At 67.3% G+C, this 26027-nt stretch carries 28 protein-coding genes; 20 read left to right on the top strand and 8 right to left on the bottom strand.

Annotated features, from left to right (window positions below; all coding sequences use genetic code 11):
* The first annotated feature begins 44 nt into the window (after positions 1-44).
* Both pabB and ACW17U_RS02115 read left to right on the top strand, forming a co-directional pair.
* A complete protein-coding gene (pabB, locus tag ACW17U_RS02110; RefSeq protein WP_492054653.1) occupies positions 45-1469 on the top strand; it encodes an aminodeoxychorismate synthase, component I in 1425 nt (474 codons plus the stop codon).
* Entirely contained in the window at positions 1466-2221 is a 756-nt protein-coding gene (locus ACW17U_RS02115) for an aminotransferase class IV (RefSeq protein WP_492054654.1), read from the top strand. The genes pabB and ACW17U_RS02115 overlap by 4 nt, the downstream gene beginning before the upstream one ends.
* Positions 2222-2245: 24 nt before the next feature.
* Here ACW17U_RS02115 and ACW17U_RS02120 read toward each other — a convergent pair whose 3' ends face one another.
* The 3 genes from ACW17U_RS02120 to ACW17U_RS02130 form a co-directional block, all read right to left on the bottom strand.
* A complete protein-coding gene (locus ACW17U_RS02120) occupies positions 2246-2815 on the bottom strand; it encodes a TadE/TadG family type IV pilus assembly protein (protein ID WP_492054655.1) in 570 nt (189 codons plus the stop codon).
* Positions 2800-3378: a TadE/TadG family type IV pilus assembly protein gene (locus ACW17U_RS02125; RefSeq protein WP_492054656.1), complete on the bottom strand. Its 579-nt coding sequence runs from the start codon at positions 3376-3378 to the stop codon at positions 2800-2802. Before ACW17U_RS02125 ends, ACW17U_RS02120 begins: the two co-directional genes overlap by 16 nt.
* A gap of 109 nt (positions 3379-3487) precedes the next feature.
* A complete protein-coding gene (locus tag ACW17U_RS02130; RefSeq protein WP_492054657.1) occupies positions 3488-3865 on the bottom strand; it encodes a pilus assembly protein N-terminal domain-containing protein in 378 nt (125 codons plus the stop codon).
* Positions 3866-4184: 319 nt separating this feature from the next.
* Between ACW17U_RS02130 and ACW17U_RS02135 the strand changes: the two genes are divergently transcribed.
* The 13 genes from ACW17U_RS02135 (at position 4185) to ACW17U_RS02195 (ending at position 16107) form a co-directional block, all read left to right on the top strand.
* On the top strand, positions 4185-4367 hold the full coding sequence (locus ACW17U_RS02135; RefSeq protein WP_062148948.1) for a Flp family type IVb pilin: 183 nt from the start codon (positions 4185-4187) through the stop codon (positions 4365-4367).
* 180 nt (positions 4368-4547) lie between these two features.
* Positions 4548-4730, top strand: coding sequence for a Flp family type IVb pilin (locus ACW17U_RS02140; RefSeq protein ID WP_492054658.1), 183 nt, complete (start codon positions 4548-4550; stop codon positions 4728-4730).
* A 148-nt stretch (positions 4731-4878) separates the two neighbouring features.
* A complete protein-coding gene (locus ACW17U_RS02145; RefSeq protein WP_492054659.1) occupies positions 4879-5391 on the top strand; it encodes an A24 family peptidase in 513 nt (170 codons plus the stop codon).
* A gap of 192 nt (positions 5392-5583) precedes the next feature.
* Positions 5584-6483: a Flp pilus assembly protein CpaB gene (gene cpaB / locus ACW17U_RS02150; RefSeq protein ID WP_492054660.1), complete on the top strand. Its 900-nt coding sequence runs from the start codon at positions 5584-5586 to the stop codon at positions 6481-6483.
* The gene (locus tag ACW17U_RS02155) at positions 6480-8423 is read left to right on the top strand and encodes a type II and III secretion system protein family protein (RefSeq protein ID WP_492054661.1); all 1944 of its coding nucleotides are present in this window, start codon (positions 6480-6482) and stop codon (positions 8421-8423) included. Before cpaB ends, ACW17U_RS02155 begins: the two co-directional genes overlap by 4 nt.
* 10 nt (positions 8424-8433) lie before the next feature.
* Positions 8434-9150 carry a CpaD family pilus assembly protein gene (locus ACW17U_RS02160; protein WP_492054662.1) on the top strand — a complete coding sequence of 239 codons (717 nt, stop codon included), beginning with the start codon at positions 8434-8436 and terminating at the stop codon, positions 9148-9150.
* On the top strand, positions 9150-10715 hold the full coding sequence (locus tag ACW17U_RS02165; protein ID WP_492054663.1) for a CpaE/TadZ family protein: 1566 nt from the start codon (positions 9150-9152) through the stop codon (positions 10713-10715). Before ACW17U_RS02160 ends, ACW17U_RS02165 begins: the two co-directional genes overlap by 1 nt.
* 6 nt (positions 10716-10721) lie before the next feature.
* A complete protein-coding gene (locus ACW17U_RS02170; RefSeq protein ID WP_492054664.1) occupies positions 10722-12221 on the top strand; it encodes a TadA family conjugal transfer-associated ATPase in 1500 nt (499 codons plus the stop codon).
* A gap of 3 nt (positions 12222-12224) precedes the next feature.
* Positions 12225-13202: a type II secretion system F family protein gene (locus ACW17U_RS02175; protein ID WP_492054665.1), complete on the top strand. Its 978-nt coding sequence runs from the start codon at positions 12225-12227 to the stop codon at positions 13200-13202.
* A gap of 15 nt (positions 13203-13217) precedes the next feature.
* Positions 13218-14198, top strand: a complete 981-nt coding sequence (locus ACW17U_RS02180; RefSeq protein WP_492054666.1) for a type II secretion system F family protein — start codon at positions 13218-13220, stop codon at positions 14196-14198.
* A 77-nt stretch (positions 14199-14275) separates the two neighbouring features.
* Positions 14276-14950 (top strand): hypothetical protein, encoded by a 675-nt coding sequence (locus ACW17U_RS02185; RefSeq protein ID WP_492054667.1) that lies wholly within the window; start codon positions 14276-14278, stop codon positions 14948-14950.
* Positions 14947-15792 (top strand): LytR/AlgR family response regulator transcription factor, encoded by an 846-nt coding sequence (locus ACW17U_RS02190; protein ID WP_492054668.1) that lies wholly within the window; start codon positions 14947-14949, stop codon positions 15790-15792. Before ACW17U_RS02185 ends, ACW17U_RS02190 begins: the two co-directional genes overlap by 4 nt.
* A 111-nt stretch (positions 15793-15903) precedes the next feature.
* Positions 15904-16107, top strand: a complete 204-nt coding sequence (locus ACW17U_RS02195) for a hypothetical protein (RefSeq protein ID WP_062148916.1) — start codon at positions 15904-15906, stop codon at positions 16105-16107.
* Here ACW17U_RS02195 and ACW17U_RS02200 read toward each other — a convergent pair.
* Positions 16096-17043, bottom strand: a complete 948-nt coding sequence (locus ACW17U_RS02200) for an ATP-grasp domain-containing protein (protein WP_492054669.1) — start codon at positions 17041-17043, stop codon at positions 16096-16098. The genes ACW17U_RS02195 and ACW17U_RS02200 overlap by 12 nt on opposite strands.
* A gap of 195 nt (positions 17044-17238) precedes the next feature.
* A complete protein-coding gene (locus ACW17U_RS02205; RefSeq protein ID WP_492054670.1) occupies positions 17239-18072 on the bottom strand; it encodes a tetratricopeptide repeat protein in 834 nt (277 codons plus the stop codon).
* Between the two features lie 84 nt (positions 18073-18156).
* Here ACW17U_RS02205 and ACW17U_RS02210 point away from each other — a divergent pair, with 84 nt between their 5' ends.
* Positions 18157-19569: a leucyl aminopeptidase family protein gene (locus ACW17U_RS02210; protein WP_492054671.1), complete on the top strand. Its 1413-nt coding sequence runs from the start codon at positions 18157-18159 to the stop codon at positions 19567-19569.
* Positions 19566-20402: a C40 family peptidase gene (locus ACW17U_RS02215; RefSeq protein WP_492054672.1), complete on the top strand. Its 837-nt coding sequence runs from the start codon at positions 19566-19568 to the stop codon at positions 20400-20402. Before ACW17U_RS02210 ends, ACW17U_RS02215 begins: the two co-directional genes overlap by 4 nt.
* A gap of 183 nt (positions 20403-20585) precedes the next feature.
* Here ACW17U_RS02215 and ACW17U_RS02220 read toward each other — a convergent pair whose 3' ends face one another.
* Positions 20586-21251: a c-type cytochrome gene (locus ACW17U_RS02220; RefSeq protein WP_062148901.1), complete on the bottom strand. Its 666-nt coding sequence runs from the start codon at positions 21249-21251 to the stop codon at positions 20586-20588.
* 145 nt (positions 21252-21396) lie between these two features.
* On the opposite strand from ACW17U_RS02220, the gene ACW17U_RS02225 reads away from it, so the two are divergent.
* The 3 genes from ACW17U_RS02225 (at position 21397) to ACW17U_RS02235 (ending at position 23517) form a co-directional block, all read left to right on the top strand.
* Positions 21397-22134 carry a 3-deoxy-manno-octulosonate cytidylyltransferase gene (locus ACW17U_RS02225; protein WP_492054673.1) on the top strand — a complete coding sequence of 246 codons (738 nt, stop codon included), beginning with the start codon at positions 21397-21399 and terminating at the stop codon, positions 22132-22134.
* The gene (locus tag ACW17U_RS02230; protein ID WP_492054674.1) at positions 22131-22979 is read left to right on the top strand and encodes a prephenate dehydratase; all 849 of its coding nucleotides are present in this window, start codon (positions 22131-22133) and stop codon (positions 22977-22979) included. Before ACW17U_RS02225 ends, ACW17U_RS02230 begins: the two co-directional genes overlap by 4 nt.
* A gap of 121 nt (positions 22980-23100) precedes the next feature.
* The gene (locus tag ACW17U_RS02235; RefSeq protein WP_492054675.1) at positions 23101-23517 is read left to right on the top strand and encodes an MAPEG family protein; all 417 of its coding nucleotides are present in this window, start codon (positions 23101-23103) and stop codon (positions 23515-23517) included.
* 127 nt (positions 23518-23644) lie between these two features.
* On the opposite strand, the gene nadC is transcribed toward ACW17U_RS02235, so the two are convergent.
* Positions 23645-24493: a carboxylating nicotinate-nucleotide diphosphorylase gene (nadC, locus tag ACW17U_RS02240; RefSeq protein WP_492054676.1), complete on the bottom strand. Its 849-nt coding sequence runs from the start codon at positions 24491-24493 to the stop codon at positions 23645-23647.
* A complete protein-coding gene (locus ACW17U_RS02245) occupies positions 24490-26001 on the bottom strand; it encodes an L-aspartate oxidase (RefSeq protein ID WP_492054677.1) in 1512 nt (503 codons plus the stop codon). Before ACW17U_RS02245 ends, nadC begins: the two co-directional genes overlap by 4 nt.
* Positions 26002-26027 lie beyond the last annotated feature (26 nt).

A 26027-nucleotide genomic window follows, 5' to 3' on the forward strand; every position in this document is an offset into this window, starting at 1 on the left:
TCCGGGGGAGGTGGCCCGGAGGGTCGGAGGGGGCAGCGCGGTCGATGCCGAGATGGCCCCCTCAGTCGCTCTGCGACAGCTCCCCCAAAGGGGGAGCATCTGCTAGATCCCCCGTCATGCGCTGCGTCGCTTTCCATTCCGCCCCCTGGTGCGAGCCGGCCGAGGCCCTGCAGCCCTTCCGGGACGAGCCCTTCGCCTGCGCCCTGCTGTCGGGCGGCACGGCTCGGTGGTCCTATCTGCTGCGCGCTCCGGACGCTGTCCTGAGTCTTGAACCCGCTGATCCGCGCGATCCCTTCGAGGCCCTCACGGCCCTGATCGGGCCACGCCGGCCGACGGACCCAAAGGGGCCGCCGTTTCAGGGCGGAGTGGTGGGTCTGGGAACCTATGAGTTGGGGGACCGGGTCGAGGCCCTGGGTCTGGCCCGCACCGCCTGGCCGGACCTGACCGCCGCCCGCTATGGCGCGCTCCTCGCCTTCGACCATCATCAGCGACAGGTCGTGGCCGTCGGGCGGGGCGAGACAGACGCCCTGGCGACGGACGCTGCCTGGCAGGCCCTGGCCTGGCTTGACCAGCCTGCCGAGGCGCGGCCACCCATGGCAGGGCCGCTCTGCCCGGCCCTGACCGCCACGGACGGGAACGCCTATGAGCGCGCCGTCGCCGATGTGGTGGCGCGCATCCATGGCGGCGAGATCTTCCAGGCCAACATCGCCCGCGCCTGGACCGGCCGTCTGGCGGATGGCGTTGACCCCTTCGACCTGTTCGTCCGTCTGCGCGGCCAGAGCCCGGCCCCCTTTTCGGCCTATTGGCGGCTGCAGGACCGGGCCGTGGTGTCCAACTCGCCCGAACGGTTCCTGAAAGTCTCGGGGGCCGATGACACGATCGAGACCAAGCCGATCAAGGGCACCCGGCGGCGCGGCGCGACGCCGGCCGAGGATGCGGTGATGGTCGCCGAGCTGTCGGCCAGCGAGAAGGACCGGGCCGAGAACCTGATGATCGTCGACCTGATGCGAAACGACCTGGCCCGGGTCAGCCCGGCGGGCAGCGTGCGGGTTCCAGACCTGTTCGGGGTCGAGACCTTCGTCAATGTGCACCACCTGGTCTCGACCGTGACCGCGCGGCTCAGGCCGGGCCTGACCCTGGCCGACCTGCTGCGGGCCAGTTTTCCGCCCGGCTCGATCACCGGCGCGCCCAAGGTCCAGGCCATGAAGGTCATCGCTGGCCATGAACCGCCGCGCGGACCCTATTGTGGCTCTCTGTTCTGGGCGGGGTTCGACGGCAGCTTTGACTCCAGCGTGCTGATCAGGACCGTGGGGCTGGAGCAGGACGGGTCGGGCTGGACGCTCGAGGCGCGGGCGGGGGCGGGGATCGTCGCCGACAGTGATCCGCAGGCTGAGCGCCAGGAAACCGAGACCAAGATCGCCGCCCTCAAGCGCGCCCTGACCGAGCCCCTGACGGAGATGACTCGATGATCCCGCTGGACGATCGCGGCCTGCTGCTGGGCGATGGCCTGTTCGAGACCATGCTGGCTTTGGACGGCGCGATCCCGATGATCGAGGCGCATCTGGACCGTCTGGCGGCCGGCTGCGCGGCTCTGGGTCTGCCGGATCTGGATCGCGAGACGGCGCGGGCCCTGTGCCTTGCCGCGTCGCCGCCTGCGGGCCGGGCCGGCGTGCGTCTGACCGTGACGGCCGGTTCCGGGGGGCGAGGCCTGGATCGTCCGGCCCAGGTCGTCCCGCGCCTGAGGGCGACCGCCGCCCTGTCCGCGCCCATCGAAACCCCGGCGACCCTGATCATTGCCGAGACCCGCCGCAACGAGGGCTCACCGGCGTCGCGGCTCAAGACCCTGGCCTATCTCGACAATGTGCTGGCGCGCGCTCAGGCCCGGTCGGCGGGGGCCGATGAGGCGGTGATGCTGAACAATGCCGGCCATCTGGCCTGTGCTGCGGCGGCCAACCTGTTCTGGATCGAAGGTGATCGACTGGTGACTCCGACTCTCGATTGCGGGGTCCTGGCCGGGATCACCCGCGCCCGTGTCCTGGCGGCTGCGCGCGCGGCGGGCGTCGAGGTTCTGGAGGTCGCCGCCGGGGCGGAGCGGCTGCTGTCGGCGGAGGCGGTATTTCTGACCAACAGCCTGATCGGCGTGCGTCCTGTCTCGGTCCTGAACGGCCGGACCCTTTCGCCGCACGGCCTGAGCGATCGGTTGCGCCTGACGATCGGCTGAGGCCCGGCTTAAGGGCCGAGCCCGTCAGGTGACCCGGAGGATCTTGTCCGACTTTCGCGGCCGCAGATAGAAGGTGCGATAGAAGTTCAGGGTCGAGGGCAGGATGAACTTGATCGGCGAGCTGTAGCCATAACTGGCCTTGGCCATGATCACGTTCTGGCTGGCGGGCAGGACCCCCGTCGGGATCACACCGGTCGCCAGCACTGTGCCGGCCGCCGGGCAGTTGGCATGGCTGTTCCTGTTCTCAGACCAGTCGACCGTGTCCTTGCCGGTCGAATCCGACGAGACGCTGACCAGGCACATCCGCAGGGTTGCGGTCGGGAAGGGGGCCATGATCGTGTTGCCGATCGTGAAGATGTCGTCGCGGCGAGCATTGCTCAGCTGGGTGCTCTGGGCCACCAGGTCGCCGATCGATGAGGCGATGTTGCTGAGACGGCGCTGGGCCATCATCGCCTGGGTCAGTTCGGCCAGGCCGCAATACAGGATCACCAGCACCGGCGCGATCAGGGCGAACTCTACGGCCGAAACGCCGCCTCGGTCGCGCCAGAAGCCCTTGAGGCTCCGTCTGGGTTTGGACGTCAGTTGGTGGGGCATGTGACGGTCGGTGCCGTGGTGTCGGCATAGGGCTCGTTCGCAAAGGCCGTGGCTGCCGTCAGCATGCGCCTGCCGTTCGAGGTCTGAAGGCCGGTCTGCAGCAACGGTGTGATCAGGGGCCAGTTGTAATAGGCGCGGATCATGACGATCGAGCTCGGTCCACCTGGATCCCAGCAGGTCGTATTGGGCTTGGTGGCGCTGAGGGCCGTGGCCGAGGCGGAAAAGCCGCTGAAGGTGCGGACGTCCAGGCTCAGGGCACCGCTGCAGGCCGTACCCAGCCAGCTCATCTTCGCGCAGACAGCGGTCTTGAACCCGGCGGCGTTGCCGTTGGCGGTCTGCAGCTCGCCGGTGCGGATGGTCCGGCCGACGTCGAGCAGGGCGTTTTCCAGGGTCAGGGAAACCAGGAACACCAGGCCCAGTTCAATGATCGCGAAGATCAGCAACAGGAAAGGAATGGAGACGAAGGCGAACTCGACTGTCACCGCGCCGCGCCGCGCGCGGGCGAAGCGGGCCAGAAGGCCGGCGCGGCGTCTGATGCGTTTGAGGCGGGCAAGGTGCGCCATGACGCTGGGGGTCCATTGCGATTCCGCCGGATCGGGCGGTCGAGACACTATAGGTCCCGCGCTCCTAATCAGGTGTTGAGAGGCACGCACGGGCGCGTCCGGCGGACTCTTAAGGAACGCCGCCGGTCGTCGGCGTAACGCGGTTGCATTGGGCGCTACAGGCATAGGTGCCGACGTTGGCGGCGCCGCGATAGACGGTGACGCCCCCGCTCTCTGACACCGTCACCTGCCGATCGGCCAGGGGCCGGCCGGCCGTGTCGAAGGCCAGGACCGTGGTGGCACCGGCGCGCTTTCCCATGATCAGGAGGGTACGTTCATTGATGACACTGACGTCCGCGACCAGCGGATCGCCGACCACCACGTCGCGCACAGGACCGGACAGGGTGATGCGGGCAATGTCACCTGCTGCGACGGACAGACTTTCAGCCTGGGCTGTCGCCCCTGACAGGGCGAAAATGGCGGCAAGGGCGAGCGACAGGCGACGCATGGCGGTTCCAGTTCGATAACGGAGCGCCGCCGAGACTGACTTTGAATGGTCAACAAAAGACTAAATTAGTCCTGGACGCGACAACGTGACCCTGCCTGAAATCCTTGATTCAAAAGGCTTTGTTCGGCCCGAGATCGGGTACGGTTAAGAACAAGTAATAGTAAATACAAATAAACCAAGAGGAAATTTCCGAAAACTATTCTGCTGTTTACTGGCCATTAAGCGAGGTGGGCGAAATTGATCGTGTTTTCGGGGGTGAGCAAGTCAACACGGCTTGAAGACCTCAACATCAACCAACGATGATTTAGGAGATCAAGTCATGTCGAAGTTCTTCACCCGCTTCCTGAACGACGAATCCGGCGCCACGGCCATCGAATATGGTCTGATCGTCGCCCTGATCGCCGTTGTGATCGTGACCGCCGTCACCACCCTCGGCACCAATCTGAAGGCGACCTTCACCAAGGTCGGCACCACGGTCAGCACGGCCAACTCGGCCAGCTAAATCCTGGCCTCAGGCCTCGAAAAAAGAAGGGTCGGGACAGCATGTCCCGGCCCTTTTTCTTGTCTTATCGGCCATTTTAAAACAATCTATGCATTTCGCAGAATGTCGTTCGACGAATACGATTGATTTACACTCTTGGTGCAAAGTCTAAATCACGAAATTCAACTCTGGAGACTTTAAATGACCAGCTTCATCAAGACGTTTCTGAATGACGAGTCCGGCGCTACGGCCATCGAATACGGTCTGATCGTCGCCCTGATCGCCGTTGTGATCGTGACCGCCGTCACCACCCTGGGCACCAACCTGAAGGCGACCTTCACCAAGGTCGGCACCACGGTCAGCACGGCCAACTCGGCCAGCTAAGGTGCGAGGGCCCTCAAGGGCCCGAAACAGCCTCGAAAACGGGAAGGCCGTGGCGGTTTCGCTGCGGCCTTTTCCGCGTCTGGCCCCAGCGGGAAACCATTGCTTCACTTGATCGTCCCAAAATGAGGCGCACAACAGGGCTTAAGTGATGCAAGCAATCCAGATCCCGCTTCTGCTGGTCTTTCCCGCCCTGGCCATCGTGGCCGCACTGAAGGACGTGACCAGCTACACGATCCCCAACTGGATCTCGCTGGCCCTGATCGCAGCCTTTGTTCCGGCGGCGGCCGTCAGTGGCGCGCCCCTTGCGGTGATCGGACTATGTCTGGCGACGGGGCTCGGCGCTCTGGTCCTGGGCATGGGGATGTTTGCCGCCGGCTGGATCGGTGGTGGAGACGCCAAGCTGTTTGCGGCCAGTGCCCTCTGGATCGGCTGGCCTGCCGCCATTCCCTTCATGCTGTCGACCGGCCTGGCCGGTGGAGCCCTGACCATGGGCATCCTGGCCCTGCGCTCGGGCTGGCTTGAGCCGGTCCTGGCCGGAGCCCCGTCCTGGCTGCGCAAACTCGGGGCCCAGGGGGGCGACATTCCCTATGGCGTGGCCATCGCGGCCGGGGCCCTGATAACCTTCCCTCAAGGGGCCCTGGCCTCGGCGATCATGAGCTGAGCCGGGCGGTTCCGCGTCAGCCTGTCACAGAGGGCATATCGACTCGGAAGGGCAAAACTTTAGCCGGTGTTAACCATGCGCGGGCGACCATGAGGGTGGCCAGAAAGGCTGACTGACGAATCGCGTGCGCCGCCCTGAAGGGCAACCGCTTGCGAAACCTCGCTTATCGTCGCGAAAGCCTGTGACCGCGCAATGAATCCTGTTCGCCTCTTGATCGTCCTGGTCGCCGCCGTTTCGGCCATTGGCCTGGCTGTGGTGATGCAGCGCGCCCTGGGTGGAAAGCCTGCCGTCGCCTCACCGTCGGCGGTGTCCGCTCCGGTTGCGGGCAAGCCCATGACCCAGGTACTGGTCGCCAAGCGTGACCTGGCGATCGGTGCACGCCTGACGGGCGACGACGTCACCTGGCAGGCCTGGCCGACCGAGGCCGTCAACGCAGCTTTCATCACCAACGGTGCCGCCCAGCCTGCGCCCGTCGGGGCGGCCAAGGCCACGGCTGCCGTCACCAATGTTGCCAATGAAATGATCGGGGGTGTCGACCCGGCCAAGGCGGTCGAGGGTGCAATCGTGCGCGACCCGATCCTGACCGGCGAACCCATCACCCCGCGCAAGATCGTCCGGGGCGGCGATGGCGGCTATCTGTCGGTCGTGCTGGCCCCCGGCAAGCGGGCCATGTCGGTGCCGGTCACTTCGGAGACCGCTGTCGGCGGTTTCATTCTGCCCGGCGACCGGGTGGATGTGCTGCAGACGCGAGACACCGTGGCCCCCGGTGCCGAAGGCGGCGCCAGCAAGATTGTGATCGCCGAGACCATTCTCCAGAACGTCCGCGTCCTGGCCCTCGACCAGAGCACCGCCGCCGAGAAGGACGCCAAGTCCATTGTGGCGGCGACTGCGACGATCGAGGTCAGCCCCTCCGACGCCGAAGCCCTGACCCGGGCCAAGGCGACCGGGCCGGTGACCCTGGCCCTGCGCGCCTATACCGATCTTGGCGGCCCCTCGGGTGCCGTCGGACGGGTCGAGCAAAAGGCCCAGGAAGAAGCGGTCATCCGTGTCAACCGTGGCGGCCAGACCACCAACATTTCGGTGCGCCAATGAGCCGCTCCCCCGTGATCCGTCGCGTTCTCACTGCCCAAGTTGCCGCGCTTCTGGCGCTCAGCTCGACCACGCCCGTGTTCGCCGACGGGCCCGTCGCCGGGTCGCACACCTATCGACCTGCGCCTCGCACGGTCCGTCCGGCACCGGTCGCCGCCGCGCCCCTGCCGTCGCTCTCGCCGCCACCCGCTGAACAGGTTCTGAGCATCGACCTGACCGCCGGCACCGGGGCCCGTGTGCTCGACCTGCCGCTGGGCAAGTCAGCGATCATCGAGCTGCCGGTCGACGTGCGCGACATGCTGGTCACCAATCCCCTGGTCGCCGATGCCGTGCTGCGCAGTCCCCGGCGGATCTATGTCCTCGGCCTGACCGCGGGCTCGACCGATGCGGTGTTCTTTGACGCCGCCGGTCGCAAGATCCTGCAGCTCAACATTCGCGTCGCCCAGGACATCAGCCTCCTGTCCTCGACGCTGAAGACTGTCCTGCCGATGGGAACGGTCCAGGTCATTCCGCTGAAGGACAGTGTCATTCTCAGCGGCATGGTCATGAACGCCGCCGACTCGGAAAAGGCCTCGCGGATCGCGGCCCAGTTCGTCGCCTCGCCCGACAAGGTGCTGAACATGCTCAGCATCGCCGGCAAGGACCAGGTGATGCTGCAGGTGCGCATCGTCGAGGTGCAGCGCAATGTGATCAAGCAGCTGGGCGTCGACCTGAATGCCGTGCTGGGCCAGCTGGGCACCGACCAGTTCTCGTTCGGCCTGTCGCCGACCTATGGCGTGAACGGCAGCCTGCTGGGCGGGGTCAAGGGTGGCTACAATATCAACACCACCAACCAGCCGACCAATCTGGTCTCCAGCCTGTTCGGGACGGTCCCCGGCGCGCAGCCAGGGGTGTCGCTGCTGAACTATCTGCAGCGCTTCCTGTCCAATGACAGCAGCCTGAGCTCGGCCCAGAGCTCGTGGCTGGGCTCCTATGCCAATTCGATCGCCGGAAAGACCACGGCTGTGGTCGGCACCGGCTCTGCGGCCGTGACCTATACGATGAAGGATGTCGGCATCTCGGCGGCGTCCCTGTCATCCGATGTTCGGACCTTCCTGGCCGGCGGTGCCGGCACGGCCGGCAATGACGCCAAGAACCTGTGGATCCAGAACTTCCTGACCAACGTCAATACGGTCACGCCGGGCTCGGGCATCTATCAGGACAAGGGCAATCCCCTGGCCAGTGTCACCAGCGGCCTGGCCGGCAGTGATGACGTCAATTCTGCCAAGGCGATGATCCAGGCCTTTGAGCGGGTGGGCCTGGTGCGGACCCTGGCCGAGCCGAACCTGACCGTTGTCTCGGGTGAGGGTGGCAAGTTCCTGGCCGGCGGCGAGTTCCCGGTGCCGGTCTCGGCCGACAACACCGGCAAGATCTCGGTCGAGTTCAAGCCCTACGGTGTCGGCCTGGGCTATACGCCGGTGGTGATGTCGGGCGGCCGAATTTCCCTGAAGCTGTCGACTGAAGTCTCGGAGCTGAGCAGTCTGGGGGCCTATTCGGTGACGACCGGCAGCAGTGTCCTGACGGTGCCCGGCCTGACGGTGCGTCGCGCCGAGACCACGGTTGAGTTGCCCTCGGGCGGCTCCCTGATGATCGCCGGCCTGCTGCAACAGACGACCAAGCAAACCATCGACGCGATCCCGGGCATGACCAGCATGCCGATCCTGGGCTCGCTGTTCCGGTCGCGCGACTATCTGAACGGCGAGACCGAACTGGTGATCATCATCACCCCCTATATCGTCGATCCCACCCGGCCCCAGAACCTGCAGACGCCGGCGGATGGCCTGAGGGTCGCCGGCGACCTGAGTACGACCCTGCTGGGTCGCCTGAACGAAGTGGTCAAGGCTCCGGCCGGGGCCAATGCGGGCCGCGCCTATCAGGGCCCGGTCGGCTATGTGATCGAGTGAGGACGCGGACATGAGCAAGCCAACCGTGAACCGCATTCTTCAGAGCCTGTTTGCCGGCGCCGTCCTGCTGACCCTGTCGGCCTGCGCCACGGGCGGCGAGGGCGCCGGCAAGGCCGTGCCCGAACCGACGCCGCGCCTGGCCACGGAAAAATGGACCAACCGGATCAAGGTCGACGGGCACCCCGACGAGATCCAGCTGGCCGCTCACACCACGGGGATCTCGGCCAATCAGGATCAGGCGCTGCGGGCCCTGGTCAGCCGTTGGCTGTCGGCGGAGGCCCGCGAGATCGTGGTCAGCGCGCCCCTGGGCGGTGGCGACCCCGCCGTCGCCAGCCGCATGGCCATGGATGTTCGCGAGCGCCTGGTGATGCTGGGGGCTCCGGCACCCCAGGTGCGGCTGGTCGGCTATGACGCCGCCGGAAGTGCCAACGCCGCGGTTCGCGTCGGATTTGAGTATTTCGTCGCCGAGGGACCCCGCTGCGGCCAGCACTGGGAAAACCTGACGGCAACGCGCAAGAACGAGGCCTATGACAACTTCGGTTGTGCCCTGGCCGCCAATCTCGCCGCCCAGATCGCCAATCCGGAAGACCTGATCCGGCCGCGTGACTCCACCGCGATCGACGCCGGCCGTCGCGACACGGTTCTGGGCAAGTACCGCAAGGGCGAAATCACGTCCTCGGCCAAGGACGATCAGGCCAATGGCGCAATCTCCAAGGCGATCAACTGATGTCGCGTCCGCCTTCAGATCTGGAACCGTTTGATCTGGGTTTCGACGCCGCCGACGAGTTCACCTCGGCCGGCTCCGATCCCTGGCGTGCGTCGCCTCAGGCCTTTGCAGCCGGCGACCGAGACGATCCCTTTGCCGAGTTTCCGCCGGCTCGACCGCGCGATGAGCAGCCTGCGGCCGCACAGGATCCCTTCGCGGCGGCTGCCGCGGCCCGCCAGGCCCAAGCCCAAGCCCAGGCTGCTGCGACACCGCCCCAGGCCCAGCCGCAGGTTCAGCGCCCTCGTGCCGCCGACATGGCACCGCCGCCGATTCCGGAGCCGTCTGCCCCGATCCCGCAGGACAGCCTGGGCGGCAGCGACGCCGCCCTCGGCGAGGTGGCGGTGCCCCGCATCACCATTCATGCCTTCTGTGTACGGTCCGAGACCTCGGCCCTGATCGAACAGGCCGCAGCCGACCGTCGCATGTCGCGCGCCTCGACCATCGTCCGGGTGGGGGGGCTCGACGCCGCCGTCGACCTTTACCAGAACCAGTCCACGCCTTCGCTGGTGATGGTGGAAAGCCATGACGGGGCCCAGCGGTTGCTGCACCTGCTGGATGCCCTGGCCCAGGTTTGCGATCCCGGCACCAAGGTCGTGGTCATCGGCCAGACCAATGACATCGCCCTCTATCGCGAACTGATGCGCCGCGGGGTCAGCGAATACCTGACCCAGCCCCTTGGGCCGCTGCAGATCATCCGCGCCGTTTCCGGGCTCTATGCCGATCCGTCGGCACCCTTTGTCGGCCGCCAGGTCTCCTTTGTCGGTGCCAAGGGCGGGGTGGGGGCCTCGACCCTGGCGCATAACTTTGCCTGGTCCATGGCCGAGCGAATGCAGACCGCAACGGTGCTCGTCGACCTGGACCTGCCGTTCGGCACGGCCGGGCTCGATTTCAACCAGGACCCCCTGCAGGGCGTGATCGACGCCCTGACCCAGCCCGAGCGGCTGGATCCGGTGCTGATGGACCGGATGATGGTCCGCTGCGGCGACCGGCTGTCGCTGTTTGCCGCTCCGGCTACCCTCGACCAGGACTACGAGATCAGCGCCGAGGCCTATGAGGAAGTCACCCAGAAGATCCGCGGTGCCGCGCCCTTCGTCGTGCTGGACCTGCCGCACAGCTGGGCGGCCTGGACCCGCAAGGTTCTGATCGGGTCCGACGACCTGGTCGTGGTCGCCACACCGGACCTGGCCTCGCTGCGCAATGCCAAGAACATTGTCGACATGGTCCGTCAGGCCCGTCCCAATGACGCACCGCCGCGGCTGGTGCTGAACCAGGTCGGCGTTCCCGGCCGTCCTGAAATTCCGGTCAAGGACTTCGGCGAGGCCCTCGGCCTTACCCCATCGATCGTCCTGCCCTTTGATCCGAAGTCGTTCGGCCAGGCCGCCAATAACGGCCAGATGGTCGGTGAGGTCGCGCCCAAGTCCAAGGCGGCGGAGGGCATAGACCATCTGGCCCAGCTGATCAGCCGTCGCGAACCGCCGCAGGTTCAAAAGGCTTCGATGCTGTCCGGTCTGTTCAGGAAGAAATAGCGACGGATGTTCGGCAAACGCGATCAGAATTCCGCAACGGATCGACATGCGCCGCCGCCGGCTCCGGTCGACGGGGCTGCGATCGCGACGCGGCCGCAGCGCGTCGAACCTGCCCCGGATCGCACCGCGCCCGCACCCAAGGTGGCCACAGCCACGCCCAAGCCGACGCCCGGCCTGGAGCAGTTGCGTGCCGCCCAAGGGGCTACTGCCACGACCACGATCGTGCGGGAGCAGAGCGACTACTATCACGCCACCAAGACCGTCATCTTCAATGCCCTGCTGAACACCATCGACCTGAGCCAGCTGGCCCAGCTGGATCTGAAGGCGGCAGCCGAGGAAATTCGCGACATCGTCGCCGAGCTGGTCGCGATCAAGAATGTCTCGATGTCGGTCTCCGAGCAGGAGCACCTGGTCCAGGACATCATCAATGACGTCCTCGGCTATGGCCCGCTGGAGCCCCTGCTGTCTCGCGATGACATCGCCGACATCATGGTCAATGGCGCGCACAGGGTGTTCATCGAAGTCGGCGGCAAGGTCCAGCTGACCAATGTGCGCTTCCGCGACAACATGCAGCTGATGAACATCTGCCAGCGGATCGTCAGCCAGGTCGGCCGCCGGGTCGATGAAAGCTCGCCGATCTGCGACGCCCGCCTGCCCGACGGCAGCCGCGTCAATGTCATCGCGCCCCCCTTGGCTCTGGATGGTCCCACCCTGACCATCCGGAAGTTCAAGAAGGACAAGCTGACCATGAAGAACCTGGTGGACTTCAAGTCCATCAGCCCCGAGGGCGCGCGGGTTCTGGGTGTGATCGGTGCCTGTCGCTGCAACATCGTCATCTCGGGCGGTACCGGTTCCGGCAAGACTACCCTGCTCAACACCCTGACTGCCTTCATCGACCCGACCGAACGGGTGGTGACCTGCGAGGACGCCGCTGAACTTCAGCTGCAGCAGCCCCACGTCGTGCGTCTGGAAACCCGGCCGCCCAACCTGGAAGGCTCGGGCGCTGTGACCATGCGCGACCTGGTCAAGAACTGTCTGCGGATGCGGCCCGAACGCATCATCGTCGGTGAAGTCCGTGGCCCGGAGGCGTTCGACCTCCTGCAGGCCATGAACACCGGTCACGACGGCTCGATGGGCACGCTGCACGCCAATACCCCGCGTGAAGCCATCAGCCGGATCGAGAGCATGATCACCATGGGCGGCTATGGCCTGCCCTCCAAGACGATCAAGGAAATGATCGTCGGCTCGGTCGATGTCATCGTCCAGGCGGCCCGCCTGAGGGACGGCTCACGACGGATCACCCACATCACCGAGGTCGTCGGGCTTGAGGGCGATGTGATCGTCACCCAGGACCTGTTCGTCTACGAGATCACCGGCGAGGACGCGGAAGGCAAGGTGGTCGGCAAGCACCGCTCCACCGGCATCGCCCGGCCGCGCTTCTGGGACCGCGCCCGCTATTACGGCCTGGAGCGCGAGCTGGCCGAAGCCCTCGACGCGGCGGAGTAGCCGATGCTGTTCGTGATCGCCGGTATTCTGGGCTTTATCACTATCACAGCCCTGGGCTTTGCCTTTGCCGGCGGCGACCAGACGGCGGCCCGAACCACCAAGCGCACCCAGGCCATTGTCGGCGGCGGGGCCCGGGACGACGGTGCCCGCGCCAAGGCTGCGGCCAATACGCCAGATGCCCGCCGCAAGCAGATCCTCAAGACCCTGAAGGAACAGGACCGCAAGCAGAAGAAGGCGTCCCTGTCCATTGCCGCGCGCCTGCGCGCCGCCGGCCTCGGCGAGAATGCCCAGATGTTCTGGATGATCAGCGGCGGCCTGGGCCTGTGCGTGGGCCTGATCGTGATCATCCTCGGCCAGCATCCGCTCCTGGCCCTGGGTGCGGCCTTCGGAGCCGGACTGGGTCTGCCCCGCTGGGTGGTAGGCATGCTGGCGACGGCCCGTACCAAGAAGTTCACCGAGGCCTTTTCCGACGCCATCGACATCATCGTCCGCGGCATCAAGTCGGGCCTGCCGGTTCACGACTGCCTGAAGATCATCGGCAAGGAAAGTCCCGAGCCTCTGGCCGGCGAGTTCCGGATGATGACCGAGAATGTCGGCATGGGCATGCCGATGGATGTGGCGCTCGAGCGCATGTACGAGCGCATGCCGACCAATGAACTGCGCTTCTTCGCCATCGTTCTGTCGATCCAGGCCAAGACGGGCGGCAATCTGGCCGAAGCCCTGGGCAACCTGTCGATCGTGCTGCGGGCCCGCAAGCTGATGGGCGAGAAGATCAAGGCCCTGTCGGCCGAAGCCGTGGCCTCGGCCTTCATCATCGGCTGCCTGCCGCCCGGGGTGGTGGTGCTGATCACCGTGACCTCACCGGCCTATATGCAGCCCCTGTTCACCGATCCGCGCGGCCACCTGATGCTGCTGGCGGGCGGCATCTGGATGAGCATCGGCATCTTCGTGATGCGCAAGATGATCAACTTCAAGTTCTAGGGGGAGGGTGCTGACATGAGTATCGCCGCCGTCCTGACCGACCCCAGCAACCTGCTGACCGGCTTCATCGCGCTCGTGGTGTTCGCCACCATTATCACCCTGGCGGCGCCGGCCATGAGCGAGCGCGGCCTCGAGGGTCGGCTGAAGTCGGTGGCCAACCGCCGCGAGGAACTGCGCCGCCGTTCGCGCGAGGCGATCGCCTCCAAGAGCAGTTCCGGCAGCAGCCTGAGGCACACGGACGCAGGCCTCTACAAGAACATCGTCGACCGGCTGCAACTGTCGAAGCTGCTGGAAGATCCCAAGGTCGTCGACAAGCTGGCCCAGGCCGGTTTCCGCGGGCCGCAGCCCGTCTCGACCTTCTATTTCTTCCGCTTCGTGATGCCGTTCGTCTTCGCCGTGGTCACGGCGTTCTACATCTATGTGATCAATGACTTCGGCCTGCTGGGCATGCAGAAGATGTGCGCCTGCGTCGGGGCCCTGGCGATCGGCTACTACGCCCCCAATGTCTATATCAGCAACATCGCCCAGAAACGCCGCGAGTCGATCGTGGCGGCCTTTCCCGACTCCCTGGACCTCCTGCTGATCTGCGTCGAGAGCGGCATGTCGATTGAGGCGGCCATCCAGAAGGTGGGGGCGGAGGTGGGCTCCAGCTCGATGGAACTGGCCGAGGAACTGAGCCTGCTGACGGCCGAGCTCTCCTATCTGCCTGATCGCCGGCTGGCCTATGAGGGCCTGGCCCGTCGCACCAACCATCCGGGCATCCGCTCGGTGGCCACGGCGATGATCCAGGCCGAGCGCTATGGCACGCCCCTGGGCGCGGCCTTGCGGGTCATGGCCAAGGAGAACCGTGAGCTGCGCCTCTCAGCCGCCGAGAAGAAGGCCGCCGCCCTGCCGGCCCAACTGACCGTGCCGATGATCCTGTTCTTCCTGCCGGTGTTGTTCGTCGTGATCCTCGGACCGGCGATCATCAAGATCCAGGACGTGATGGCCAAATAGCCGGGGTTCGCCCCGGCTGGCCGCGCCTGGTCCCAGAGGCCTGGCGCGGCGTGCCGCCCTCGGGTCTGGAGCGGGTCATGACCTCGCTCTTCCAGCCCATCCTCGCTCTGCACATCACCGCCGGCTTGATCACGGTGGCAGCCGGCGTCCTGCCGATCGTCAGCCGCAAGGGCTCGCGCCTGCACAAGGCCTCCGGCTGGGTCTTCGTCAGCCTTATGGGCGTGATGCTGGCATGCGCCTGGGTGATGACGGCGCTGCATTTCAACGCCTATTTCGCGGCCCTGACCGCCACGGCGACCATCACCGTCTTTTCAGGCGTGCGGGTCCTGAGGCGCAAGCGCCCCGACCTGCGACCGGCCGACCGGGCAAGGGCCATCGACTGGATCCTGACCCTGGGCGTCCTGGGTGTGGGGTTGTGGGTCCTTGCGCTGATCCTGCTGGGCCGGGCCGGGCCGAACCCGGTCGTCTCGGGGGCCTTGGTCTATGCCGCCCTGACCTATGGCGGCTGGGACCTTTGGCGCTTTCTTCGCCCCACAGCCTGGCCTTTCTTTCCAGACCTCTGGACCTACGAGCATCTAGTGAAGATGCTGAGCGCCTACGGGGCGGTGATGAGTGCCTTCTCGGGCAACTTCCTGACCTTCCTTCCGACCCCCTGGAGCCAGCTCTGGCCGACCCTCGTCTTCCAGCCCCTGGCCGTGATCTGGGTCCTGGCGAGGGTCCTGCGCCGGCGCAGGGATCGTTCGCCCGCTTGAGACGCGCCTCAACGGCCACCTGGGTGTGGGCCTTTGGTGCCTATAGCTATGTCGCCACCACCATCAGTGCCGCCTGGTTCGCGCGTCAGTCCGCGCGGGCGGCCGGCGCGCCGATCGGCCTCGTCGAGTCGGTGGCCTGGCAGGGTGCCAGCTATGCCCTGTGGCTGCCCGTCGCGGGCCTGATCTGGGCGATCCTGCGGCGCTTCGGATCCGGCGGGCGGGCCCTGGTTGTCCTGACCCTGGGGACGGTCCCCGTGGTCGCGCTGGAGTCGATCGGGGCGGCCTGGCTGGACATGGCGTTCCGGGCGTCAGGTGGCGGCGTGACCGAAGCCCTGGCCCGCAGCCTGGCCCGCTCGCCCGTCTCGATCCTGCTCTACACCGCCCTGGCCGCCGCCGGCCTCGCCGCCGCCCATCGACAAAGAGCTGTCGAGGTTCAGGCCCGCGCCGATCAACTGGAGGCGGCCCTGACCGAGGCGCGGCGGGTTGTGGCGCGCCAGGCCGCCCCGACCGAGCGGCTGATGGTCTCTACAGGCTCGCGACGGACCCCGGTCGACCTGTCCCAGGTGGAATGGTTCTCGGCGGCCGGCAACTATGTCGTCGTTCACTGGGGTCAGCGCGAGGGCCTGATCCGGGAAACGCTGCAGAACCTGGAACGCCGGCTGGATCCGGCGATCTTCGCCCGGAGCCATCGGTCCACCCTGGTGAACCTGGCCCGCGTCAGCGAAACCCAGTCCCTGTCAGACGGCTCCTGGCGCCTGATGATGGAAAGCGGTGCAGAGCTTGTCGCCAGTCGCACCTATCGCGACGACCTCCTGGCTCGCCTGGGCCGCCAGGGCCCCTAGGCCTGGCCTTCGAGGGCCGCCGAAGTCGCTGGCACCTGCGGCGGAAGACTTCACACCGGCACCCTTCTTGCGGCGGGGTCCCCAGTGGTTTTCCAATCTGGGACAGTCTGCATGGCGCGCGACAGCGAACAGCCCAAACGCAATCGGCGCTTCGTGACCGACGAGGTCGCCGGATCGGCGGTCGAAACGGCTCTGGTCTTCTCGCTGATGGCGACCCTGGTGGTGGTGCTGCGGGAAGAGGTTTCCATGCCCCTGCTTCGGCAGTTCTTGCAGGCCGCCACGATCATAGAGCGCGCCCTCAGCTCAACCCTCTAGCCCTTTCGCCGGGTTTTCGGCCAGGGTTCGACCGGTCTTGGCCTCGATGAGCCGACGCAGGGCAGCCAGCATGCGCGGCAGGGCGGCGCGATTGTGCTGGGTGGTCTGATTATCGAACCGTGGCGAGAAGTTCATGGTCGCATTGGCCTCGAACACGACCACCTGTCCGTCTTCCTGGATGCAGCAGTCCAGGCCGCAATAGTCAAAGCCAATGGCCTGCCGAATGGCATCCACGGCCGTACGGGTGGCGAGGGGGAGGGCTTCGAAGCCGTCGATCAGCATGGCGCGGGCCTCGTCGCGCAGGGCCGCATGCTCGGCCAGGACGCCGGCGCCCCCGTGGACATACCATTTGTCGGCAATGACATGCTGGCGGGTGATGATCGTGTCGCCGACAAAGAAGAAGCGGGACTTGCGATAGAAGCGGTCGGCGCGACGCACGTCGACGAATTCGGTCAGGTAGTAGGCGTTTTTCCGGTCGCCGAAGATCTGGGCCATATCCTCAGGCGCGTTGAACACGCCGAGCATTTCGCCATTGTGGCTGCCCGTCTGGCGCAGGATGGCGGGAAACCGGAAACCGGCCTCTGCGGTGGCCTTGCTGACGCGCTCAAGCGTGGGGTTGCGCAGCAAGAGCACCTTCGGGACGATGACGCCATCCAGTCCCTGCAGCAGGCCTGCGAGGGTATGGCGGCGTGTGCGGCCCATCAGACTTGGCGGATTGACGATCGGCCGGCTCGCTGTCGACACCAGTTTGCGGGCGATATCGAGCGTGTCCGGGTTCTGGTCCACGTCGGAAATGATGTTCCACAGCAGGTCGGCCGCATTGGGATTCCAGCGCTTGCTTTGCCGGAAATAGCTCGGGGCGACGTGGATGCGGCCAAGCTCGATCGACGGACACAGCATGGACAGCATCGTGTGGCCGTCATTATTGCCGGTCACACCCACCCCTATGTCACGCTCCACCCCTTGATGGCGGTTGGCGTCGCTGCCGGCCAGGACAGCGACAAACGGGACTTTTTCAGCAACCGGCGCGGCCGGCGAAGCTATCGAAGACGGGTCGGAAGGCATGCCCCGAAATAACGGGAATAGGCGGACAGCGCATCAAGTTCCTGACGTTCGCCTTGCCGATTTGCCCTAGCCTCCCGCCTTCATGGCGTCCCAGGAGCGGGGCGTGGCCGCGGGATTGGGTCGGGTGGTCGCGGCACGGAGCCAGGCCAGGTTATTGGCGACCGATTCCGGCGGCAGGTCCTGGCGGGCCAGTTTTTCCGCCTCGGCGATCCGGCCCTGCAGGCCGATGACCAGGGCCAGGTTCTGGCGGATCTGGATGGTGGAAGCGGGCATGGCCGCCGCCCGGCGCAGCTGGACCTCGGCGCCGGGCAGGTCGCCCTGGCTGGCCAGATGCAGGCCATAGTTGGCGTTCGGCGCGGCTTCGTTCGGTCCCAGGGCTATGGCCTGGCGGTGGGCGGCGCTGGCCTCTTCGGGGCGCTGGGCCTGCTCATAGGCCACGCCGAGCAAGGTCTGGGGCCGCCAGTCGCGGGGAGCCAGGGCGGCGGCGTGACGAGCCGGTTCAATGGCGTAGAAGCCCTGGCCGCGCGCGATGTGGACGCGGGCCAGTTCCAGCAGGGCGTCGAAATTGTCGGGCTGGACCAGCAGCACCTTGCCGGCGGCGTCGGCGGCATCGTCATAGCGTCCCAGCGAGCGCAGGGACTGGGCCAGGGCGACGCCCGCCTCGGCGTCGCGGCTGTCCGCGGCGAACTCCCCGCCCCAGAAGGCCGCCCGGGCCAGGGGATCAGCGCGACGCATCTCTGCGCGCTGGGCCGGCGAGGCCTTGCGCGGGCCGGTCGGTTCAACGGCGGCAGGCGGGGTCTTGGCCTCACCGGCCTGGGCCGGGGCACCGAGCGCCAGGCCGCTGACCACGGCCAGGACAGGGGCGAGAACGGTTGCGAGGAACGCGCGCTTGCGACACATGGAAGACGAGTCTCCGAAAGGTTCGCGCATCCTCGCCGCGCGGCTCTCAAGGAATCGTTAAGCATAATTTCCGAGGGCCGCGACATGTTGGACAGCTTCCCCATTCTGGCCTCGGCGCCGGACGGTGCGATCCCGATCCACCCCCTGTTCGAGGCTGAACTGGAGGCCTTCCTGGCGATGCGTCGCCCTGCCGTTCGCACCCTGGCGGGACAGGCGCAGTTCAAGGCCAAGGCCGGTCAGGTCCTGGTCGTGGCTGCGCCAGGCGGTCATATCGAACGCGTGCTGATGGGGCTGGGGTCCCGCGCCGCCGTCGATCCGGGCCTGTTCCGGGGGCTCGCGGCCCGGCTTCCCGCCGGTGACTACCGGCTGGCCCGCATGCCACGGGGGCTGGACGCTTCGGAAGCGACCCTGGCCTTCGCTTTGGGGCTCTACAGGTTCGACTGCTATCGCAAGCGGTCCGGCGAGGCCGGGCCCAGGCTGGTCGCGCCCAGGGCAGTGGATGTCGCTGCCATCGCCGCAGTCAGCCACGCCTGCGCCCTGGTCAAGGACATGGTCAATACGCCGGCCAATGACATGGGGCCTGCCGAGATCGAGGCGATCGCCCGCGAGATTGCCCAACAGCATGGGGCCTCCCTGTCGGTCACGACTGGAGACGACCTGCTGGCCGCCAACTATCCGGCCGTCCACGCCGTCGGCCGCGCCGCAGTCCCGCATCGCGCGCCCCGGATCCTGGAACTGAGCTGGGGCGAGCCTTCACATCCCCTGGTCGCCCTGGTCGGCAAGGGGGTAGTGTTCGACACCGGTGGCCTGGACATCAAGCCAGCCTCGGGCATGCGGCTGATGAAGAAGGACATGGGCGGCGCCGCCCATGCCCTGGCCCTGGCCAAGATGGTGATGGCGGCAAAGCTGCCGGTTCGGCTGGTGGTCCTGACCCCGGTGGTCGAAAACGCCATCAGCGGTGACGCCATGCGGCCGGGTGATATCCTGCAGACCCGTGCCGGTCTGACCGTCGAGGTGGGCAATACCGACGCCGAGGGCCGCCTGATCCTGGCCGATGCCCTGGCCCGCGCCGCCGAGCTCAAGCCCGCCCTGACCCTGGACCTCGCTACCCTGACCGGCGCGGCCCGCGTGGCCCTGGGGCCGTTTGTGATCCCGTTCTGGACGGCGGATGACGCCCTGGCCGATCAGATCGCCCGCGCGTCGCAGGCGACCTTTGATCCGCTGTGGCGCATGCCCCTGACCGAGGCCTATGGGGAGGCCATCGACAGCGACATCGCCGATCTCCAGAACGATTCCGCCCCCTGGGCCCAGGCCGGGGCCACGACCGCCGCCCTGTTCCTGCAGCGCTTCGCGCCCGCCGGCGACGGCATTGGACCCTGGGCCCATTTCGACCTCTATGCCTGGAACCCCAAGGGGCGGCCCGGCTATCCGGTCGGCGGTGAGGCCCAGGCGATCCGGGCCCTGTTCGCCATGCTCAAGACGAGGTTTGCCGCATGAGCGCGCCGGATCGCCGCCTGACCTTGATCCGCGACGGCCTGGCCGACATCCGGCTGGAGGGCCGGGTCGCGGCCGAGCGCTTTGCAGCGACCCAGTCCATGCAGGCCAGTGCGCCCATTGCCTCGATCCGCAAGGCCCCGGCACCCGACGCCGAGCAGGAAGACCAACTGGCCTTCGGTGAGCGCTTCGACGTGCTGTTCGAGGTCGACGGCTTCGCCTTCGGCCAGGCGGGGCGCGACGGCTATGTCGGCTATGTGCCCAGCGACGCCCTTTCGGCCCCGGTCCTGCCCGCTAGCCACGCCGTCTCGGCGCTGCGCACCTATGCTTTCAGTGGTCCGGACATCAAGTCGGCCATTGTCGGGCTCTACAGCCTGGGGGCCCTGGTGACGGTCGAAGCCCGCGAGGGACGGTTTGCCCGGGCGGCGCGCTCGGGCTGGTTCATCGCCGACCATCTGACGCCTGTCGGCCGGGGTGAATGCGACTATGTCGCCGTGGCCCAGAGGTTCCTCGGCGCGCCCTATCAATGGGGCGGGCGCGAATCGCTCGGGCTGGACTGCTCTGCTCTGGTCCAGCAGGCCCTGGCGGCCTGTAATCGGGCCTGTCCGCGCGATACCGATCTGCAGAGGGACTTTTTCCGCCCGGTCGAGGCCTCAGAGCGTCGGCGCGGGGATCTGGTGTTCTGGAAGGGGCACGTCGCCATCCTGCTGGATCCGGACACCATCCTGCATGCCAATGCCCACCACATGGCCGTGGCGATCGAGCCCCTGGCCGAGGCGGTGGCCCGTATCGAGGCCGCAGGGGTCGGAGCGCCGCTCGGCTACCGGCGACCCTGAGACGTTTGATGCTCCCCCTCTGGGGGCTTTCACGCAGTGACTGCGGGGGTCTTTACGGCTGACGTCGCCTTGCCCACTCCGGCTCATAGAGCCGCCTTCAGCGGAAGGGCAGGATCTGCGGCGAAAAACAAGAAGGGCCGCGAAGCGAACTTCGCGGCCCTTGATGTCAGGATCGGAGCCCGATTACTGGGCTGCGGGGGCCGCAGCCGGGGCCGCAGGCGCACCAGCGGCGGCAGCACCGGCTTCCGGCGCGGCGGCCGGAGCGCCTTCGGCCGCAGCCGGAGCAGCAGCTTCAGCCGGCTTGGGAGCCGGAACCGGCAGGGTCGAACCCAGGCTGTGCAGATAGGCGATGATCGCAACGCGATCTTCCGGCTTCTTCAGGCCGACGAAGGTCATGTTGGTGCCGGAGATGTACTTACCGGGTGCCTTCAGGAACTCGTACATGTGGTCATAATCCCACACCGGGTTCTTGGCGCCGAATTCCTTCATCGCGCTGGAATAGGCGAAGCCGGCGTGCGAACCGGGCTTGTGGCCCAGAATGGCGTACAGGCCCGGACCGATGCTGTTGGGGTTCGACGGGTCCATCTTGTGGCAGGCAGCGCACTTGGCCGCGACGGCCTGGCCAGCGGCGATATTGGCCGGCAGCAGCAGGGCGGTACCCCAGTCAGGCGCGACCTCGACCGCAGCGGCACCGCCGCCTCCGGTGGTCTCCTCGACCGCGATTTCGTAACCGGCCTTTTCGACCTCGTGCTTCTGGAACACGATGGTCGATGCTTCCCGCAGACCGAAAATAACGAGGCCGGTCAGCAGCACGCCGCCAGCGATTTTGTTGAACGTCAGGTCGCTCATCTCAGCCTTGTCAGCCTCTTACCGGCCCGCCGGGGGCGGGGCCCAAACCCGCGGCGGGGAATCCCCCGCGCGCGCCTCTTATTGCGCTCGCGTCTCTTACACGCTACCGCCCCTCGCGCAACCGGGCAGCAGCGATATTGAACTCATGAACCCTATCGTCCTGATCCCCGCACGGATGGCCGCCACCCGCCTTCCGGACAAGCCCCTGGCCGATATCGGCGGCTTGCCCATGATTGTCCGCGTTCTGAACCAGGCGCTCAAGGCCAATATCGGCCCTGTGGCGGTGGCTGCGGGGGATCGCGAGATCGTCGAGGCCGTGCATGCGGCAGGTGGTCGCGCCGTGCTGACCGACCCGCAACTGCCCTCCGGCTCGGACCGCATCCTGGCGGCCCTGGCCGAGCTTGATCCCCATTTCGAGCACGATGTGGTCATCAACCTGCAAGGCGACATGCCCTTTGTCGATCCGTCGGTGCTGAGCGCCTGCGCCGGCCTGTTGCAGGACTTCGGGGATTGCGACATCGCTACCGTCGTTGCGGCCGAAGCCTCGCCCGCAGACCGGACCAATCCGGACGTGGTCAAGGCTGTCCTGGCCATGGAGGATGACGGCACGAGCGGCCGGGCCCTCTATTTCACCCGGTCGACCCTTTATGGCGACGGCCCGATCTGGCGCCATATCGGCATCTACGGCTATCGGCGCGAGGCACTCGAAGCCTTCAACGCTGCAGCCCCGTCGGCGCTCGAGCAGCGCGAGAAGCTGGAGCAGCTGCGCGCCATGGAGCTGGGCATGACGATCCGCGCCGCCGTGGCCCCGGAAGCGCCGATCTCCGTCGATAATCCCTCTGACCTTGAAGCGGCCCGTGAGCAGGCCCGGAAGACAGCATGAGCATCCTCAAGAAGATCGCCTTTCAGGGCGAACCCGGCGCCAACAGCCACGAGGCCTGCCGCACCTATTTTCCGGACTATGAGGCCTTTCCCTGCGCCACCTTCCAGGAGGCCTTCGAGGCCATCAAGTCCGGGGTCTGCGCCCTGGGCATGATTCCGATCGAGAACTCGATCGCCGGTCGGGTCGCCGATGTGCACCATCTGTTGCCGGCTTCGGGCCTGAAGATCATCGGTGAACGCTTCAAGCCGATCCGCTTCCAGCTGATGGCCAATGCGGGGGTCAAGCTGGAGGACATCAAGGTGGTGGCCTCGATGCCGATCGCCCTGGCCCAGTGCCGCAACAGCCTGCGCAAGCTCGGCGTCACCACCGAGTCGGCCGGCGACACGGCCGGTGCGGCCAAGGCCCTTGCCCTGAGGCCCGACCCGACCCGTGGGGCCGTGGCCCCGGCCCTGGCGGCCGAGATCTATGGTCTCGACATCCTGGCCAGCGACATCGAGGACGAGCGCCACAACACCACCCGCTTCCTGGTGATGACGGCCGAGACCTCTCCCGAGCCACCGGCCTTCACCCATCGCTGCGTGACCAGCTTCGTGTTCAAGGTCCGCAACCTGCCGGCCGCGCTCTACAAGGCCATGGGCGGCTTTGCGACCAACGGCGTCAACATGACCAAGCTGGAGAGCTACATGGAGGGCGGTGCCTTCACGGCGACCATCTTCTATGCCGAGGTCGATGGTCGCCCCGAGGACCGCAGCCTGGCCCTGGCCTTCGACGAGCTGCGCTTCTTCTCCGAGACCTTCGAGATCCTCGGGGTCTATCCGGCCGATCCCTTCCGCGACCGGGCCTAGGGCATAGATCTTCCCTTCTTGGGGAGAGCCTCTGCCTTTCCCGCACGTCAGGCTTCGCAAGATCACCGTTCTGCGTCTAACCTCTCCGGACAAGTAAAACGTCCGGGGAGGGACGCTCCAAATGAACACGATGATCGCGCCGGTGATGGCGCTGGTGGCCTGGTCGCTGCTGATCTGGCTGTGGATGTATGTGCGCCGCATCCCGGCCATGCTGAAGGCCGGGATCAAGCCGCAGGATGCGGCCTTTCCGGGCTCGCTGGACGTCCTGCCCGCCGGCCCGCGCCAGGCGGCTGACAACTACAATCACCTGATGGAACAGCCGACCATCTTCTACGCTGCCGCCCTGGCCATCGCCGTGGCCGGTCACGCCGACGGCTGGGCCGTGCACTTTGCCTGGGTCTATGTCGGCCTGCGCGTGGCGCACAGCCTGGTGCAGGTGACGGTGAACATCGTGAACCTGCGGTTCCTGCTGTTCGCCCTGTCGACGATCACTCTGGCGGTGATGGTGGTGCGGGAACTGATGAAGATCTGGGGCTAGACCGTCGATCCTCCCCCTCTGGGGGAGGTGGCCCAGAGGGCCGGAGGGGGCGAGCTCGGCTGTCGCCGCGATGGCCCCCTCAGTCGGCTTTGCCGACAGCTCCCCCAGAGGGGGAGCATCTACGGGCTCAGACCGCGTCCAGACCGATATCCAGCACCGGCGCCGAGTGGGTCAGGGCCCCGACGCTGATGACGTCCACGCCGGTTTCCGCGATGGCCCGCACAGTGGTCAGGTTGACGCCCCCGGAAGCCTCCAGCACCGCCCGGCCCTTGGCCAGGGCCACGGCCGTCCGCAGGTCGTCGAGGCTGAAATTGTCCAGCATCACCACGTCCGGGCTGTGCTTCAGGGCGTCTTCCAGTTGGTCCAGGCCGTCGACCTCGACTTCCACCTTGACCAGATGGCCGGCGAAGGCCCGCGCCCGGCGGACGGCTTCACCGACCCCACCGCAGGCGGCGACGTGGTTGTCCTTGATCAGGATGGCGTCATCCAGGCCGAAGCGGTGGTTGATCCCGCCGCCACATCGCACCGCATACTTTTCAAGGGCCCGCAGGCCCGGGGTGGTCTTGCGGGTGTCGACGATGGTCGCGCCCGTGCCCTCGACCAGGCGGACATAGGCGCGGGTCAGGGTGGCAATGCCCGACAGCCGGCCCAGCAGGTTCAGTCCCGTGCGCTCGGCGATCAGCACGGCGCGGGCCTTGCCTTCCGCCCGGGCCAACACCGTGCCCGGCACGCAGTCGGCCCCGTCCGGTGTGACGATCTCGAACGTCGCGGTCGGATCCATCGCCGCCAGGGCCAGGCGGGCGCAGGACAGGCCCGCGACGCGGCCGTCCTGCCGGGCGGCGAACACCACCGACAGCCGGGCGTCAGCGTCGATACAGGCCTCTCCCGTAATGTCGCCGGCCCGGCCGAGGTCTTCGGCCAGGGCGAGATCGATGATCGGACGTATCAGGAGATCGGGAAGCGGTGAGAGGGTCATTCGGCGGCATAGCGCACGGCGGCGCTCTCGGTTTGCAGCGTGACGAAGGTGCGCACCGCCTCGCCCGTTTCCGGGAAGTCGGCGCGGAAGTGCCCGCCGCGGCTTTCTTCGCGGGCCAGGGCGGCGTCGACGATCAGGCGAGCGGCGACCAGGGTCGGGCAGAGTCCATGGGCGGCTTCCAGCCCGTCGATCTCTGTCAGCAGCCGGCTCAGGCCCATGCCGTCGCGGATCACGCCGGCGTCGCGGCTCATGGCCTTGCGCAGGAACTGCAGGGCGGCGTCCGGCAGGTCGGGGAGGGGCTCCAGCAAGACCGGCGGGCCGCCTTTGGCCTTGGCCGCCGCTGCCGCGCGGCCGGCCCGGGCCCCGAACACGGCGGCCTCCAGCAGGCTGTTGGAGGCCAGGCGATTGGCGCCGTGCACGCCGGTCGCGGCGCATTCGCCGGCGGCGTAAAGGCCGGGCAGGGAGGTCTGGCCGTCCAGATCGGTAGCCACGCCGCCCATGTGGTAGTGGACCGCCGGAACCACCGGGATCATGGCCCGGCGCGGATCGACGCCGCCGCTCATGCAGGCTTCGAAGACGGCCGGGAATTCCTTGGGGAAGTGGCCGCCGACCACCACGGTCGCATCGAGGAAGGCCCCCCGGCCGGCCTCGCGCTCGGCATGGATGGCGCGGGCCACCACGTCGCGCGGGGCCAGTTCCCGGGCCGGGTGGTAGTCTTCCATGAAGGCGCGGGCGTCGCTGTTGCGCAGGATCGCGCCCTCACCCCGCAGGGCTTCTGTGGCCAGGGGCGCGGGGTCGCGGCCGACGTCGATCGCGGTGGGATGGAACTGCACGAACTCGGGGTCGGCGATCACCGCCCCGGCCAGGGCCGCCAGGCCCAGTCCCTCACCGCGGACCTCAGCGGGGGTGGTGGTCACGGCATAGAGGCCGCCGATTCCGCCGGTGGCCAGGATGACGGCAGGGGCGAGGATCTCGACCAGCCGGCCGTCGATGTCGGCCAGCACGCCGATGACGCGGCCGGTGGCGTCCTGCAGTAGCCGGCGGGCGCGGGCCCGCTCGCGGATCTCGATGGCCGGAGCCGCGCGGACGGCGGCGATGACGGCGGCCATGATCGCCGCCCCGGCCCCGTCGCCGCCGACGCGGGCAACACGGGCCTTTGAGTGGGCCGCTTCCAGGCTGAGCGTGAAGTCTCCGTCCTTGGTGTCAAAAGGCGCGCCGAGTGCAGCGAGCGCACGGACGGCCCCTGGGCCTTCCGTGGTCAGCAAGGCCACGGCTTCTGGATCGCACAGGCCTGCGCCGGCCGCTTCCGTATCGGCCGCGTGCAGGGCGGGGGTGTCGTCCACCGACAGGGCCGCCGCCATGCCGCCCTGGGCCCAGGCGCTGGAGCAGCCGGTCGCCAGCGGGGTCGGAGACAGCACCAGGGCGCGCCCGGCCGCGAGGGCAGCGGTCAGGCCGGCGAGACCGGCCCCCAGGATCACGGGGCCGTCGAAGATCAGGCGATCGGTCATGTCACACTCCCCGGGGAGGGCGGGAG

This window comes from Caulobacter sp. AVps16, from assembly GCF_058681455.1.

Coding starts and splice junctions, on each gene's coding strand:
- pabB (WP_492054653.1), top strand. CDS start 45: ATGCCGAGATGGCCCCCTCAGTCGCTCTGCGACAGCTCCCCCAAAGGG.
- ACW17U_RS02115 (WP_492054654.1), top strand. CDS start 1,466: ATGATCCCGCTGGACGATCGCGGCCTGCTGCTGGGCGATGGCCTGTTC.
- ACW17U_RS02120 (WP_492054655.1), bottom strand. CDS start 2,815: ATGCCCCACCAACTGACGTCCAAACCCAGACGGAGCCTCAAGGGCTTC.
- ACW17U_RS02125 (WP_492054656.1), bottom strand. CDS start 3,378: ATGGCGCACCTTGCCCGCCTCAAACGCATCAGACGCCGCGCCGGCCTT.
- ACW17U_RS02130 (WP_492054657.1), bottom strand. CDS start 3,865: ATGCGTCGCCTGTCGCTCGCCCTTGCCGCCATTTTCGCCCTGTCAGGG.
- ACW17U_RS02135 (WP_062148948.1), top strand. CDS start 4,185: ATGTCGAAGTTCTTCACCCGCTTCCTGAACGACGAATCCGGCGCCACG.
- ACW17U_RS02140 (WP_492054658.1), top strand. CDS start 4,548: ATGACCAGCTTCATCAAGACGTTTCTGAATGACGAGTCCGGCGCTACG.
- ACW17U_RS02145 (WP_492054659.1), top strand. CDS start 4,879: ATGCAAGCAATCCAGATCCCGCTTCTGCTGGTCTTTCCCGCCCTGGCC.
- cpaB (WP_492054660.1), top strand. CDS start 5,584: ATGAATCCTGTTCGCCTCTTGATCGTCCTGGTCGCCGCCGTTTCGGCC.
- ACW17U_RS02155 (WP_492054661.1), top strand. CDS start 6,480: ATGAGCCGCTCCCCCGTGATCCGTCGCGTTCTCACTGCCCAAGTTGCC.
- ACW17U_RS02160 (WP_492054662.1), top strand. CDS start 8,434: ATGAGCAAGCCAACCGTGAACCGCATTCTTCAGAGCCTGTTTGCCGGC.
- ACW17U_RS02165 (WP_492054663.1), top strand. CDS start 9,150: ATGTCGCGTCCGCCTTCAGATCTGGAACCGTTTGATCTGGGTTTCGAC.
- ACW17U_RS02170 (WP_492054664.1), top strand. CDS start 10,722: ATGTTCGGCAAACGCGATCAGAATTCCGCAACGGATCGACATGCGCCG.
- ACW17U_RS02175 (WP_492054665.1), top strand. CDS start 12,225: ATGCTGTTCGTGATCGCCGGTATTCTGGGCTTTATCACTATCACAGCC.
- ACW17U_RS02180 (WP_492054666.1), top strand. CDS start 13,218: ATGAGTATCGCCGCCGTCCTGACCGACCCCAGCAACCTGCTGACCGGC.
- ACW17U_RS02185 (WP_492054667.1), top strand. CDS start 14,276: ATGACCTCGCTCTTCCAGCCCATCCTCGCTCTGCACATCACCGCCGGC.
- ACW17U_RS02195 (WP_062148916.1), top strand. CDS start 15,904: ATGGCGCGCGACAGCGAACAGCCCAAACGCAATCGGCGCTTCGTGACC.
- ACW17U_RS02205 (WP_492054670.1), bottom strand. CDS start 18,072: ATGTGTCGCAAGCGCGCGTTCCTCGCAACCGTTCTCGCCCCTGTCCTG.
- ACW17U_RS02210 (WP_492054671.1), top strand. CDS start 18,157: ATGTTGGACAGCTTCCCCATTCTGGCCTCGGCGCCGGACGGTGCGATC.
- ACW17U_RS02215 (WP_492054672.1), top strand. CDS start 19,566: ATGAGCGCGCCGGATCGCCGCCTGACCTTGATCCGCGACGGCCTGGCC.
- ACW17U_RS02220 (WP_062148901.1), bottom strand. CDS start 21,251: ATGAGCGACCTGACGTTCAACAAAATCGCTGGCGGCGTGCTGCTGACC.
- ACW17U_RS02225 (WP_492054673.1), top strand. CDS start 21,397: ATGAACCCTATCGTCCTGATCCCCGCACGGATGGCCGCCACCCGCCTT.
- ACW17U_RS02230 (WP_492054674.1), top strand. CDS start 22,131: ATGAGCATCCTCAAGAAGATCGCCTTTCAGGGCGAACCCGGCGCCAAC.
- ACW17U_RS02235 (WP_492054675.1), top strand. CDS start 23,101: ATGAACACGATGATCGCGCCGGTGATGGCGCTGGTGGCCTGGTCGCTG.
- nadC (WP_492054676.1), bottom strand. CDS start 24,493: ATGACCCTCTCACCGCTTCCCGATCTCCTGATACGTCCGATCATCGAT.
- ACW17U_RS02245 (WP_492054677.1), bottom strand. CDS start 26,001: ATGACCGATCGCCTGATCTTCGACGGCCCCGTGATCCTGGGGGCCGGT.